13 protein-coding genes are annotated in these 12,806 nt (G+C 67.3%); 7 read left to right on the forward strand and 6 right to left on the reverse strand.

Features of this window, described 5'->3' with window-relative positions; all coding sequences use genetic code 11:
- Window positions 1-24 precede the first annotated feature (24 nt).
- Window positions 25-1,206: a radical SAM family heme chaperone HemW gene (gene hemW / locus ACKY0X_RS07710; protein WP_409428955.1), complete on the forward strand. Its 1,182-nt coding sequence runs from the start codon at window positions 25-27 to the stop codon at window positions 1,204-1,206.
- Window positions 1,207-1,340: 134 nt separating this feature from the next.
- On the opposite strand, the gene ACKY0X_RS07715 is transcribed toward hemW, so the two are convergent.
- Window positions 1,341-1,613 (reverse strand): hypothetical protein, encoded by a 273-nt coding sequence (locus ACKY0X_RS07715; protein WP_409428956.1) that lies wholly within the window; start codon window positions 1,611-1,613, stop codon window positions 1,341-1,343.
- Window positions 1,614-2,118: 505 nt separating this feature from the next.
- On the opposite strand from ACKY0X_RS07715, the gene ACKY0X_RS07720 reads away from it, so the two are divergent.
- From ACKY0X_RS07720 to ACKY0X_RS07735, 4 genes are all read left to right on the forward strand, one after another.
- A complete protein-coding gene (locus ACKY0X_RS07720; RefSeq protein WP_409428957.1) occupies window positions 2,119-3,144 on the forward strand; it encodes a Rieske 2Fe-2S domain-containing protein in 1,026 nt (341 codons plus the stop codon).
- On the forward strand, window positions 3,141-3,629 hold the full coding sequence (locus ACKY0X_RS07725) for a hemerythrin domain-containing protein (RefSeq protein WP_409428958.1): 489 nt from the start codon (window positions 3,141-3,143) through the stop codon (window positions 3,627-3,629). The genes ACKY0X_RS07720 and ACKY0X_RS07725 overlap by 4 nt, the downstream gene beginning before the upstream one ends.
- A gap of 225 nt (window positions 3,630-3,854) precedes the next feature.
- Complete coding sequence (locus tag ACKY0X_RS07730) at window positions 3,855-5,201, forward strand: salicylate synthase (protein ID WP_409428959.1); 1,347 nt, start codon at window positions 3,855-3,857, stop codon at window positions 5,199-5,201.
- Between the two features lie 70 nt (window positions 5,202-5,271).
- Entirely contained in the window at window positions 5,272-5,541 is a 270-nt protein-coding gene (locus ACKY0X_RS07735) for a metal-sensitive transcriptional regulator (RefSeq protein ID WP_409428960.1), read from the forward strand.
- A 16-nt stretch (window positions 5,542-5,557) separates the two neighbouring features.
- Here ACKY0X_RS07735 and ACKY0X_RS07740 read toward each other — a convergent pair whose 3' ends face one another.
- From ACKY0X_RS07740 to ACKY0X_RS07760, 5 genes are all read right to left on the reverse strand, one after another.
- On the reverse strand, window positions 5,558-6,454 hold the full coding sequence (locus ACKY0X_RS07740) for a MerR family transcriptional regulator (RefSeq protein WP_065040286.1): 897 nt from the start codon (window positions 6,452-6,454) through the stop codon (window positions 5,558-5,560).
- Complete coding sequence (locus ACKY0X_RS07745; protein WP_409428961.1) at window positions 6,451-7,920, reverse strand: flavin-containing monooxygenase; 1,470 nt, start codon at window positions 7,918-7,920, stop codon at window positions 6,451-6,453. The genes ACKY0X_RS07740 and ACKY0X_RS07745 overlap by 4 nt, the downstream gene beginning before the upstream one ends.
- Before the next feature lies 1 nt (window position 7,921).
- Entirely contained in the window at window positions 7,922-8,842 is a 921-nt protein-coding gene (locus ACKY0X_RS07750) for a ferritin-like domain-containing protein (RefSeq protein ID WP_409428962.1), read from the reverse strand.
- Between the two features lie 11 nt (window positions 8,843-8,853).
- Window positions 8,854-9,711: an SDR family NAD(P)-dependent oxidoreductase gene (locus ACKY0X_RS07755; protein ID WP_409428963.1), complete on the reverse strand. Its 858-nt coding sequence runs from the start codon at window positions 9,709-9,711 to the stop codon at window positions 8,854-8,856.
- Window positions 9,712-9,857: 146 nt separating this feature from the next.
- On the reverse strand, window positions 9,858-10,787 hold the full coding sequence (locus tag ACKY0X_RS07760) for a hypothetical protein (RefSeq protein ID WP_409428964.1): 930 nt from the start codon (window positions 10,785-10,787) through the stop codon (window positions 9,858-9,860).
- Window positions 10,788-10,912: 125 nt separating this feature from the next.
- Between ACKY0X_RS07760 and ACKY0X_RS07765 the strand changes: the two genes are divergently transcribed.
- Window positions 10,913-11,221, forward strand: coding sequence for an acyl carrier protein (locus ACKY0X_RS07765; RefSeq protein WP_409429544.1), 309 nt, complete (start codon window positions 10,913-10,915; stop codon window positions 11,219-11,221).
- Entirely contained in the window at window positions 11,218-12,804 is a 1,587-nt protein-coding gene (gene mbtM, locus ACKY0X_RS07770) for a long-chain-fatty acid--ACP ligase MbtM (protein WP_409428965.1), read from the forward strand. The genes ACKY0X_RS07765 and mbtM overlap by 4 nt, the downstream gene beginning before the upstream one ends.
- The last annotated feature ends 2 nt before the right edge of the window (window positions 12,805-12,806 follow it).

Raw genomic sequence — 12,806 nt, forward strand, 5'->3', positions numbered from 1 at the left:
GACGGCGTGGGATGATCGGGCCTCATGACCCCGACCCCGACTGCCGTAGCGCTGCCCGATGTGGCGCCGGTCCGGCGCGGCCAGGACGGCCCGTTCGGGGTGTATGTGCACGTGCCGTTCTGTTTCACCCGGTGCGGCTACTGCGACTTCAACACCTACACCCCGGCGGAGCTCGGCGGCGCAAACCCGGACGCGTGGGTGGCGGCGCTGGACCAGGAACTGGAACTGGCCGCCGCCCGGCTGGGGCGCCGGCCGGCTGACACGGTATTCGTCGGAGGCGGCACGCCGTCGCTGCTGGGCGGCCCGCGGCTGGCGCGCGTGCTCGACCAAGTGCGCAAGCACTTCGGACTGGCCGACGACGCCGAGGTCACCACCGAGGCGAACCCCGAGTCGACGTCGCCGGAGTTCTTCGAGACGATCCTTGCCGCCGGCTACACCCGGGTGTCGCTGGGCATGCAATCGGTGTCACCGCGCGTGCTGGCCACCCTGGACCGGATCCATTCGCCGGGTCGGCCGGTAGCGGCGGCGCGCGAGGCGCGTGCTGCCGGGTTCGAGCACCTCAACATCGACCTGATCTACGGCACCCCCGGCGAGACCGATGACGATCTGCTGCGTTCGGTGGACGCCGCGCTCGAGGCGGGTGTGGATCACGTCTCGGCCTACAGCCTGATCGTGGAGGACGGCACCGCGCTGGCCCGTCGGGTGCGGCGCGGGGAGTTACCCGCTCCCGAAGGTGATGTGGCGGCGCATCGCTATGAGCTGGTCGACGCACGGCTGCGGGCGGCGGGGATGGACTGGTACGAGGTGTCCAACTGGAGCCGGCCCGGCGCAGCCTGCCGGCACAACCTGGGCTACTGGAACGGCGGCCGATGGTGGGGTGCGGGCCCGGGCGCGCACAGCTACGACGGTGAGCTGCGCTGGTGGAACGTCAAGCACCCCAACAGCTACGCGCAGCTGCTGGAGCAGAACGTCCTGCCGGTGGCCGGCTTCGAGGAGCTCTCCGACGCCGACCGGCACACCGAGGACGTGATGTTGCGGCTGCGGATGCGCGACGGACTGGCGCTGGCGGATCTGGATGCCCGGGAGCGTGAGCGCGCCGCGACCGCGATCGGCGACGGGCTACTGCACACCGACGGTGCGCGGCTGGTGTTGACCGATCGCGGTCGGCTGCTGGCCGACGCGGTGGTGCGTTCGCTGCTGGGCTAGCGGCGATCGCAAGCGCGGCGGAGCCGGGCGCAGCGGGTCGTCGCCATGGGGATAGCGGCGATCGCAAGCGCGGCGGAGCCGGGCGCAGCGGGTCGTCGCCATGGGGCTAGCGGCGATCGCAAGCGCGGCGGGGTTTAGCCGCTGAACCAGCCGCGGCCGCCGTCCCAGCTGCCGCAGATGCCGTTGAAGCAGCCGTGGCCGAAACCACCCTGGCCGGGGATAAAGCCGCCACAGCCCTGCCACCCGGCGTCATGGCCACAGCCGCTTCCTCCGCCGTTGCCGTCCGGGCCACCGGATCCGTGCGGTTGGGCGACCGCGGTCTGGCCGGGCGTGCCCGCCGAGCCGGTCATCAGCATCACGCCTGTCGGGGCGAGCGCGATCGCCGCGGCGGCTGTCGCTACGAACATCGATCCCACGAGTTTGCGAATACTTAGCATGACTCCATAGTCCGCGCGGATCTCGTCGTTGCCAACCGTTGTGTGAGGACTGATACCGAATTGTGAACGCTCGTAACGTGTCACTGCAATCCAGGCGGAGGGGCTGGTGTCACTGCTTCGTCGGGCTGGGCAGCGGCAAATGATCAGACCGCAAATGCGGTTTGATGAACGCTGCCCGACTGTCGGTGGAATGCCCTGTCAACATATTCACAGCAATCATGTCTTGACGTTGCAAGATCTGGCATTCGGACCTCGGCGCGACGGCCTGCTGGGCAGTATATGCAATGGTAACTAACAGTTTTCATCTAGACGTGAGATGTAGCCTCGGCGCCGCTCGCCTCGACTAGCGGAAGCGAGCAGCAATATCGTAATCCGTTACTTGTGGGAAATCGTAGATGCGGATACCCTCCGGTATATGACTCCGCAAACGAGGGACGATGAAAAGTATGGCCCGGGCAGATGGAGGGCCGACGGGATGGCAGTTCAACGGGCGCGAGGCGCCTCCGGCCAAGCGCACGGCGTCGGCGGGCGAGTGTTGGAGGTTCTGGGACGACAAGAGTGGATGGACCGGCCCAGCTACCGGCTGGAGAACGTGTTGAGCTTCGGTTTCAACGCCTTGGGCGGGGCCCGGGATCGGGTGACCAACTTTTTGAACGGCGTGTGGTTGGGGCACCCCGTGCATCCGCCGTTGGCATCGCTGACCACCGGTGCCATCGGGACGACCGTCGCCCTGGATGCGCTGAGTCTGCTGCCGAGCAGGTCCGCGGCGGAGGTGCTTGAGGCGTCTCGATTCGCCCAGCGCGCCTTGGGATTGGGGATTGCGGCCAACTTTGCCTCCGCGGCCACCGGGGTGACCGACTGGCAGCACACCCACGACAAGGATCGGCGTATCGGGCTGGTGCACGGCGTGCTGAACCTCGTCGCCACGGGTCTCTACATCCAGTCCTGGCGGGACCGCCGCCGGGGACGCCAGCTGCGGGGCATCGTGACCAGTGCGGTCGGCTATGGCATCACCTCCGCCAGCGGGTTCCTGGGCGGCGCGCTGGTATTCGGCTCCGGAATCGGCATCGACCAGTCCGGTGATCGGCTGCGCATCGACGACTGGACACCGGTGCTTCCGGAGGCGGAACTTCCGGTTGGCAAGAAACCCAAGCGCATCGACGTCGACGGCGTCGCGGTGGTGCTGTGCCGCACCGGCGACAGCGTCTCGGCATTCGCCGGATTGTGCCCGCACCTGGCCGCGCCGATGGAAGACGGCTGGGTCGACCGCGGCCGGATCGTATGCCCGTGGCACGGCTCGCAGTTCGACGTGAAAACCGGTGCCGTGCTGCGCGGACCGTCTGCCGCTCCGCTGCCCTGCTACCAGGCTCGGGTGCGCGACGGGATGGTCGAGCTGCGCGACGGCGCGGTGACACCGCTTGGTGAGGGGCGGGTCAAATATCTTGCCCCGCAGACCCTGGAGTGCCCCAAAATTGCGACCGAGAAGGAGATTGCCCAGTGAGCAACGCCTACGACGTGCTGCGGGCCCACCACAACGTGCTGCGCGGCTTGGGCTCCCGGTTCAAGGCCGCCCCGGTTGGCTCGGCGGAACGGCAGCAGACTCTCGATGAATTGTTGCGGGAGTTCACCATCCACATGCGCATCGAGGACGACATCTATTACCCGGCACTGGCGGCCGCGAGCAAGCTGATCGCGATCGCGCACGCCGAGCACCGGCAGATCTATGACCAGCTTGCGGTGGCGTTGCGGACGCCGTCCAGCTCGCCTCGGCATGTCGACGAGTGGAACTCCTTCCTGACCGTCCTGGAGGCCCATGCCGACGAGGAGGAGCGCGATCTGGTGCCCCCTCCGGCGCCGGTCGACTTGTCGGAGACCGAGTTGGAAGAGCTGGGCAATCGGATGACTGCGGAGATGGAGCGGCAGCGCAATTCCAAGTTCGAGCAATTGCATGTCAAGGCGCGAACGGCGCTGCTGAAGGCGTTCTGAGCGATCGCAAGCGCGGCGGAGCCGGGCGCAGCGGGTCGCGTTGATGGCGCCGAGCGATCGCAAGCGCGGCGGAGCCGGGCGCAGCGGGTCGCGTTGATGGCGCCGAGCGATCGCAAGCGCGGCGGAGCCGGGCGCAGCGGGTCGCGTCGTATGACCCAGCGCTACCGACGGGATTCGTGGGGCGAGGCGCACGTCACTGGGTAGGTTAGGCTACATTTACAAACCGTGTCAGAGGTCGGTGTCGAAACAGTCTCCGAAGCTACGACGTCGGTGCTGTTGCCGCCGGGCGTCGAGCCGGCTGATCTGGCTGCCGCGCTGGCCGCTGAGCTGCCGGAGCATGACGGTCAGGAATACCTGCTCTACGAGCGTGGTGGACGTTGGACCCTGGCCGCCGGCGTGCGCGCCGCCGTCGAGCTGGACAGCGACGAGCTGCGCACGGTCCGTGACGGGGTGGTTCGTCGCGAACATTGGCGGGGCCGGCCGGCCGCTGTGCTCGGCGAGGCAGTGGACCGGTTGCTGCTCGAGGCCACTGAGGTATTCGGCTGGGTGGCTTTCGAATTCGGCACCTACCGGTTCGGGCTGCAGGAACGGTTGGCGCCGGGTGCCGCGCTGGCGCGGGTGTTCTGGCCGCAGACCCGCATCGTGGTCACCGCTGACAAGGTCGAGCTGTTCGGCCACAGCGATCGGGCAGTCGCGGTGCTGGAGCGGCTGTTGGCCGACGGCGTTCCCGCCCTGGCCGAGCCGTCGCCGGTTGTGGTTGACATCGACGGTGCCGGCTATCGCGATCGGGTGGCGACCGCGGTCGAGGAGATCCGCGCCGGTGACTACCGCAAGGTGATCCTGTCGCGCTGCGTCGAAGTGCCGTTCGCGCTGGACTTCCCTTCCACTTACCGACTGGGCCGGCGGCACAACACTCCGGCTCGGTCATTCTTGTTGCGGCTGGGCGGGATCCGGGCGCTCGGGTACAGTCCCGAGCTGGTCGCCGAGGTGCGCGGCGACGGCGTGGTGGTCACCGAGCCGCTGGCCGGGACGCGTGCCCGCACGGGCGATCCCGCTATCGACGCGGTGGTTCGGGCCGAGCTCGAGTCCGATGCCAAGGAGATCGTGGAGCACGCCATCTCGGTCCGCACCTCGGTGGAGGAGATCACCGAGGTCGCCGAGCCCGGCAGTACCGTCGTTGCCGACTTCATGACCGTGCGCGAGCGGGGGAGTGTGCAGCACCTGGGGTCGACGGTGCGCGGGCGGCTGGATCCCGCCCGGGACCGGATGGATGCCCTCGAAGCGCTGTTCCCGGCGGTCACCGCGTCCGGGATCCCCAAATCGGCCGGAATCGACGCGATCCTGCGGCTCGACGAGTGCCCGCGAGGTCTGTACTCCGGCGCGGTGGTGATGTTCTCGGCTGACGGTGGCCTCGACGCCGCGTTGACCCTGCGGGCAGCCTACGAGGGGGACGGGCGCTGCTGGTTGCGAGCCGGGGCGGGCGTCATCGCCGAGTCGCGGCCCGAGCGGGAGTTCGAGGAGACCTGCGAGAAGCTGGCCACCCTAGCGCCATATCTGATCGCCCAGCGCTGAATCTTCGGCCCCACCCGCTCGGTGAGATACCCTGTAGGGTATAACAGGCGGCTCGGGGAGAGGACCCTACGTGCTTGATGACGAAGACAGCGTCAAGTCGGTGTTAAACCGGCTGCGCCGTGCCCACGGCCAGCTCGCCGGAGTGATCGCGATGATCGAGGGCGGCCGCGACTGTAAGGACGTGGTCACCCAGCTTGCCGCGGTCTCGAGGGCGCTGGACCGGGCGGGCTTCAAGATCGTCGCTAGTGGGCTTCGCGAATGCCTGGCCGGTGAATCCGCCGACGGCAAGGCGCCGCTCACCGAGGACGAGCTCGAGAAGCTGTTCCTGGCCCTGGCCTAGAGCGTGTCGACGCGGGTCAGTGCAGCAGAGACTCGGTGAGCAGGCCGCTGACCATCGACTCGATGGTCGATTCGATCGACGAGGCCAGGGTGGCGGTCACGGATGCGACGGCCTGGGTGCGGAACCGCACCAACATGCCGATCAGCTCGGCGATCTCGGTGTCGGCCGGCAGTGGCGCACCGGGCTGAATCCGGGTCAGGACGTGCTCGGCGCCGGCTCGCACCAGCATCTGGCTGATCGCGTCGATGTGTGGCAATGATTGCTCGTAGAGGTCGATCAGCTTGTCGATCGCGATGCCGTAGCCACGAACCTCGTTGAAGGCATCGATCAGCTTGGGCCGGGTGATGGTGGCCAGCGAGTCGGCCTCGTTGAGGCGGATCACCCCGAGCGCCACCAGCCGCCGCATCGCCGGCGGGTCGCCGATTCGCTGCTCGGCCTCCGCGCGAGACATGGTCTCGGGCCGTTCGGTGGTCCAGCTACCGGCGATCGCGCTTTCCAGCCCCAGGATGTCGCCGAGGTCCTTGCCCTGCTCCCAGGCGCCGATCATCTCTTTGACGTGCGCGATGGTGTAGCCGCGGTCGAGCATCGAGGTGATCAGCCGCAGCCGGGTCAGGTGCGTGTCGTTGTACAGCGCGATCCGCCCGACCCGTCGCGGTGGGGGGAGCAGATCCCGGTCCCGGTATACCCGCACGTTGCGGGTGGTAGTGCCACCCAGTCGAGCCAGGTCGTCGATCCGGTACTCGCGAGATGCGGTGTTGCCGCCCGGATGGCGCACCACGATCTCGAAGAGCTGGGTCACCGCGGCCTCGATCACCTCGCGGGACTCGCGCCGCACCCGGCGGGGGATCCGCCGCAGATTCGCCAGCACCCCGGCGATGGAGTCGGGCTTGGCGGGACGATCCGGTGCGGTCATGCCACCGCGTGGTAGTCGGTAAGGCGGAAACTGCGCATCTGCCGAAGATACTGCGTTGCCAACCCGGGGTACATCGACGCGTTGAAACCGTCCTCGGTCAGGTACCAGCTGCGACAGCCCGACATCCAGGTCGTCTTGCCCAACCGTCGCTGAATCTGCTCGTTGTGGCGGCGTTGCACAGCCTCACGCACGTCCAGATAGCGGAGGTGTCCCCGACGGATCGCGCCGACGGCACGCACCACGTAGTCGATCTGGCCTTCGACGTAGACCAGCAGGGAGTTGTGTCCCGGCCCGGAGTTGGGGCCGGTCATGAAGAACAGGTTCGGGTAGCCGTGGGTCTGAATGCTCTTGAAGGCCTGACCGCCGCCGCTCCAGTCGCTGGCCAGTGACCGGCCGCCCAGTCCGGTGACCGGAAACGGCGGGCCGGTCAGGTGCACGTCGTAGCCGGTCGCGAACACGATGGCGTCCAGGTGGTGTTCCACGCCGTCGCTGGTGCGGATGCCCGACGGGCTGAGCGTGGCGATCGGCCAGGAGATCAGCTTGCAGTTGTCGCGCTGCAATGCCGGGTAGTAGTCGCTGGAGATCAGCATGCGCTTGCAGCCGGGGGTGAAGTCCGGGGTGAGCTGGCGACGTAGCCACGGATCCCTGACCGTCGCGCGCAGGTGGGCTTTGCCCAGTTGAGCGACCAATCCACTGAGCGGGGTGTTCCACACCAGTGCGGTGGCGCTGGCCTCGTGCCCCCAGAACAGGGCTTGGCGAGCAAGCTGTTGGGCCGCGGGGACTTTGGCGAATAATTCCTGCACCGCCGCCGGCATGGCCATGTCCAGGCGGGGAATCACCCAACCTGGGGTGCGCTGAAAGACCTTGACGAATCCGGCCTGCCCGACCAGCTCCGGGATGATCTGCACCGCGCTGGCGCCAGTGCCGACGACCGCGACCCGTTTGCCGGTGAAGTCGTAGGCGGAATCCCAGCGGGCGCTGTGAATCTTGTGACCGGTGTAGGTCTCCAAGCCGCGCAGGGCCGGGAAGCTGGAGTCCGGCAGCGGGCCGGAGGCCAGCACCACGGTGCGGGCCCGAAATTTCTTGCGCCCCGCCGACACCGTCCAGACGCCGGCAACCTCGTCGAACACCAGCCCGGTGACCTCGGTGCCGAACCGGATGCGGCGGCGCAGGTCGAACCGGTCGACCATCTCCTCGATGTGCGCACAGATCTCGCCGGCCGAAGGGTAGGCCCGCGACCACGCGGGGTTGGCGACGAAGGAGAAGGAGTACAGCAGCGACGGAATATCGCATGCCGCACCGGGATAGCGGGTGTCGCGCCAGGTGCCGCCGACCCGATCGCTGCGCTCCAGAATGGTGATTTCGTCGTCGCCGGCCAGGCCCGCTTCGGCGAGCTTGATCGCCGCGCCGATTCCGCTGAAGCCGGCGCCCACGATCAGTGTCTGGTAGATGTGCCCGCGGGCCACGTCAGGCCGCCGGTTCGTGGGTGAGTTCCTTGAACCAGCTCGGGATGGGCTTGAGCAGGCGCTTGGGGTAGAAGCCGGACAGCCACACCGTCGGGTTGGCCAGCAGGTGATACGGGCTGTCCGGGTTGGCCATCCAGCCGGAGTAGCGCTTGATCACCTGGTAGGCCGGCACCCGCCGGGTATGTTCGCCGCGCTCACCGAACTGCGTGAAACGCATCAGTGCCGAGTACAGCCGCTGGGGGTCGAGTCCCATGCCGATGACCTCGTTACGGATTCGGTTGAGCAGCGGGATCGAGATCAGCGCTCCGACGATCAGCGAGGGGGAGGCCACGGTGCCGACGAACTCGATCGCCAGCCTGCGGGCGTTGGCGTGCCCGATCATCTCCAGCACCTCGAAATCGACAGCGATATGCCGGGATTCGTCGTTGTTGATCTTCTCGAACACTTGATGACAGACCGGGTCGTCGACCTCGTCGAGCAGGAACTTGAGCAGGGCACCGTCGAGTGCGACTTCCAGCATCGGGATCGCCGTGCCCAGAATCGACAGCGGCAAGTCGTCGGAGTAGTCGTCGAGCCATTGCATCGCCAACCGGATATTGACGTTGGGCTCGGGCATCTCGTCAGCTTCGAGCATGCCCCAGCGCTTCATCAGTGCCAGTTCGGCGTTGGCGTGGCGTTGCTCCTCGGCATGGAAGTAGCGGTAGATCTCGGCCAGCGTGGCGGTGGGTGCCTTGCGCGCCATGGCCGCGAAGCCGCGGGCGCCGATGTTCTCGATCCAGCACAGGTCGGCCATGAATTTCTTGAGCTTGGGTGCCATCTCGGGGCGGATCAGCTCGGCTCCCGGTGCGTCCCAGTCGATATCGGCTAGTGCCCATTGCCGATCCTTGATCTTGGTGAGCATGACGTCCATGTCGAGAGCCATCGTGATCTCCTTCAGTTGGACCGACCTGGCAATGCCGCACTGGCACGGAATGCCAACCCGATGGTTCGGGTGAATGTTTCCGGAGCGAAACGTTTGATGTTCCAACTGATCTTGGCGTCCAGCTGCGGCATGCAGTACAGCCCGCCACGGTCGTGGGTGTCCAAGCAGTCGCGGGCAACCCGTTGGGCGGAGAGCCCGGTCCAACGCATCAACAGGTTCGCCGCCTCACTGGATTGCGCGGTGATCCGGCCGGATTCGACGATGTTCGTCTTGACGAACGTCGGGCACAGCACGGTGACACCGATGCCGGTACCGGACAATTCGGCTGCCAGGGTCTCCGACAGGGATAGCACGCCAGCCTTGCTGACGTTGTAGGCCGCCATGTCCGGGGCGGCACCGAACGATGCGGCGGAAGCGACATTGATGATGCCGCGGGGTTGCTCGGGGCCTGATTCCCGCAGGATCGGGGTGAAGACGTGGCAGCCGTGGATCGGGCCCCATAGGTTGATGCCCAGCGTCCAGTTCCAGTCGTCCAGCGCCATCTCGCCGATCGGCTGCCCGCCGGCGCCGACGCCGGCGTTGTTGATCACGAGGGTGGGGGCGTGGCCGAACCAGGATCGCGCGGCGTCGGCCAGCGCGGTGACCTCGTCGATTTTCGAGACGTCGCAGTGCACGGCGGTGGCGCGACCGCCCGCGTCTGCGATGGCCTCGACGGTGCGCTGGGCGGCCTCATCGTCGATATCGCTGCAGACCACGGCGCTGCCGCGGCGGGACAGTTCGATGGCGAAGGCGGCTCCGATGCCGCTTCCGGCGCCGGTGACGACGGCGGAGGCTCCATGGCTGCGTTTCGGCGATCGGCCAAGGATCATGCGACTGAGTCAACAGTCAATGGTGCCATTAGTCAATGGCAATGTTTTGAGCCGGGTCCGGGCCCGATGGGACGCGAACCCGGCTCTGGTGCCGCGCGAGCGCTGGGATCTCCAGCGCTCGCGCGAGACCGGTGGTGCGGTACTGCTTAGTTGAACAGGCTGTCGAGCCAACCGAAGTCGAGCAGGCTGGCGGCCGCAGCCGCATCGCCGGGGTCGACGTCCACCTCGGGCACCGGGATGGTGGAGGTCAACGCGTCGGCGAACTTGCCCGGCAGGAAGTCGAGGAAGTACGACAAGGTGCCCTGCTCGGTGAGCAGGCCCCACCACTGGCCGGTGTCTTCGCCGGTGTCGGAGTCCCAGGTGATGTAGCCGTTGAGCAGTGCGTCGAACGGGTCCTGCACCGCGTGTTCCACGCCGTCGGGCAGGCCGGTCAGGTTCTCCGACAATGCGAACATGAAGCCGATGAGCGGTTCCGTCAGGTACTTGGCGGAGGTCTTCCAGAAGTTGAAGTCGCCGAAGATCTCCTGCAGGTTCGCCCATACGTGGGTCAGGTCGGCGCCGATGCCCATCACCCCGGGCACGAATTCGCCGGTGCCACGCACGGTGTGGTCGAACAGCGGCTGGAAGATGTTGTTCATGTTGAACAACATGTCCCAGTTGATCAGGTTCCAGGCATTGGTGAAGTCACCCTGCTGAAGGAATTCCATGACCTGCGGGATGATGACCTCCAGGCCCTTGACCTGGCCGCCGCCGGACCACATGATCTCGAGGCCATTCATCACGCCCTCGAAGCTGTTGCTGGTGGTCTCGCCGTAGTAGCTGCCCAGCTCACCGAGAGCCGTGAAGACCGGGTTCGGGCCGGTGAGCAGGTCCATGATGTGGTCGAGGTTCTCGCCCGTGGTGGCGGTGAGCGCGACCGCGGGCTGGTGGGCGACCGTGCTGATCATCGGGGCGACCGGGTTGACGGCGATCACGCCGGCGCCGGCCAGGGCGACACCCGCGGCCAGCAGGCCCGTGGCGCGGGTGTTAAGGGCGGTGCCGCGGTCGGTCGAACCGGCGGCCATGGCGAGCTGCATTGCTTCTCCTTATTGTGACCTCATCTGAAATGAGGTTCCTGTCTATGTAGAACGCGGGCCAACGTTAACCATAGGAACAAACATCAGGCAAGCCTTGCCTTACCCTAAGTGTCCGGAGTCACAAGATAGGGCAAGCTAACCTTAGTTCGGAGTTTGGTGTAGCGTCCCTCAACATGAGCGCTTCCTCCCCCGATGCCATCAACGCCGCGCTGCGCGAGATCCTGCGAGACGACCTGCAGGTCGACCTCAACCGCGTGACGCCGGAGTCGCGGCTGGTGGACGACGTCGGCCTCGATTCCGTGGCGTTCGCGATCGGCATGGTCGCCATTGAGGATCGGCTGGGTGTCGCGCTGTCTGAGGAAGACCTGTTGAACTGCGATACAGTCGGGGACCTTGAGGCCGCCATCCGGGCGAAAGCCCCCGCCGACGCGTGAGCGTGCTGGCCGGCGCCCTGACCCGGGCGATGACCGGGTCGGAACACGACCTGGTGGTCTTCGACCCCGAGGCCGGAGCATGGAATCGCCACCCGTGGCAGCAGGTGCACGCCCGCGCTGAAAGCGTGGCCGCCCGGATTCTGGATGCCGATGACGCTGGGGCTGTCGGGCTGGTCGGTGAGCCGACCGCAGACCTGATCGCCGCGATCCAGGGTGCTTGGCTGGCCGGCCGCAGCGTGTCGATCCTGCCCGGACCGGTCCGCGGCGCTGATCCCCAGCAATGGGCGCAGGCGACGCTGGATCGCTTCCACGGCATTGGGGTCGGCACCGTGCTGAGCCACGGATCGGTGTTAGACCTGCTGGGCGCGCAGCAGAGTGATCGCGGTCCGGCGGTGGCTGATGTCGCCGCGGCCGCCGGCAGTGGCCGCTCGGTCAACCCGGTCACCGCGGGCACCGATGTGCCCGCGGTATTGCAGGGCACCGCCGGGTCCACCGGTACCCCGCGTACCGCCCAGCTGTCACCGGCCGCGGTGTTGGCGAACGTCTCCGGTTTGAGCAAGCACGTCGGGGTCGATCCGGCCGACGACGTCGGCTGCAGCTGGCTGCCGCTGTATCACGACATGGGGCTGACTTTCTTGCTCAGCGCCGCGCTGACCGGCTCGGAGCAGTGGCTGGCGCCCACCGCGGCGTTCGCCGCCTCGCCGTTTCGATGGTTGAGCTGGCTGCACGACAGCCGGGCCACCATGACCGCCGCGCCCAATTTCGCCTACACCGTGATCGGCAAGTACGCCCGACGAGTCCCCGAAGTGGATTTGGGTCGGCTGCGGGTCGCGATCAACGGCGGCGAGCCGGTCGACTGCGCGGGGCTGCAGCGCTTCGTCGCCGAGCTCGCCAAATACGGCCTCGATCCCGGTGCCCTCACCCCGTCGTACGGGCTGGCCGAAGCCACCTGCGCGGTGACCGCACCACGGCCGGGAACCGGTCTGCAGTACGACGAAATCTTCGGTGCGGCAAGCGATGACGCCGAGGCCGTGCGCAGGCATGCGGTGCTCGGGGAGCCGATTCCCGGGATGCAGGTCCGCATCAGTCCGGTGGCGCAGCGCCACGAGGAGCTGCCGCAGCGCGAGGTCGGTGAGATCGAGATCCGCGGAACGTCGATGATGTCGGGCTACCTCGGCCAGCCGGCGCTGGACCCGGACGCCTGGTTTGCCACCGGCGACCTCGGCTACTTCACCGACGCCGGCCTGGTGGTCTGTGGCCGGGCAAAGGAGATCATCTCGATCGCCGGGCGCAATGTGTTTCCCACCGAGATCGAGCGGGTTGCCGCCGAGGTACGTGGGGTCCGCGAGGGCGCCGTGGTGGCCGTCGGCACGGACGGAATCCGCCCGGGATTGGTGATCGCCGCGGAGTTCCGCGGCCGTGACGAGGCCGGCGCGCGTGCCGACCTGATCTCGCGGGTGGCGTCTCAGTGCGGGGTGGTGCCCGCAGATGTGGTGTTTCTGGCGCCGGGTTCGCTGCCCCGGACGTCGTCGGGGAAGCTGCGGCGGCTCGAGGTCAAACGCAACATGGAGGTTATGAAGTGACT

Origin of the sequence: Mycobacterium sp. SMC-11, assembly GCF_046250095.1 — a bacterium.
Classification (GTDB): domain Bacteria; phylum Actinomycetota; class Actinomycetes; order Mycobacteriales; family Mycobacteriaceae; genus Mycobacterium; species Mycobacterium heraklionense_A.

What these genes read in the sequence shown, in the direction of transcription:
- ACKY0X_RS07740 (WP_065040286.1), bottom strand. Translation starts at nt 6,454, where the DNA reads ATGACCGCACCGGATCGTCCCGCCAAGCCCGACTCCATCGCCGGGGTG.
- ACKY0X_RS07755 (WP_409428963.1), bottom strand. Translation starts at nt 9,711, where the DNA reads ATGATCCTTGGCCGATCGCCGAAACGCAGCCATGGAGCCTCCGCCGTC.
- ACKY0X_RS07720 (WP_409428957.1), top strand. Translation starts at nt 2,119, where the DNA reads ATGGCAGTTCAACGGGCGCGAGGCGCCTCCGGCCAAGCGCACGGCGTC.
- ACKY0X_RS07750 (WP_409428962.1), bottom strand. Translation starts at nt 8,842, where the DNA reads ATGGCTCTCGACATGGACGTCATGCTCACCAAGATCAAGGATCGGCAA.
- ACKY0X_RS07760 (WP_409428964.1), bottom strand. Translation starts at nt 10,787, where the DNA reads ATGCAGCTCGCCATGGCCGCCGGTTCGACCGACCGCGGCACCGCCCTT.
- ACKY0X_RS07715 (WP_409428956.1), bottom strand. Translation starts at nt 1,613, where the DNA reads ATGTTCGTAGCGACAGCCGCCGCGGCGATCGCGCTCGCCCCGACAGGC.
- hemW (WP_409428955.1), top strand. Translation starts at nt 25, where the DNA reads ATGACCCCGACCCCGACTGCCGTAGCGCTGCCCGATGTGGCGCCGGTC.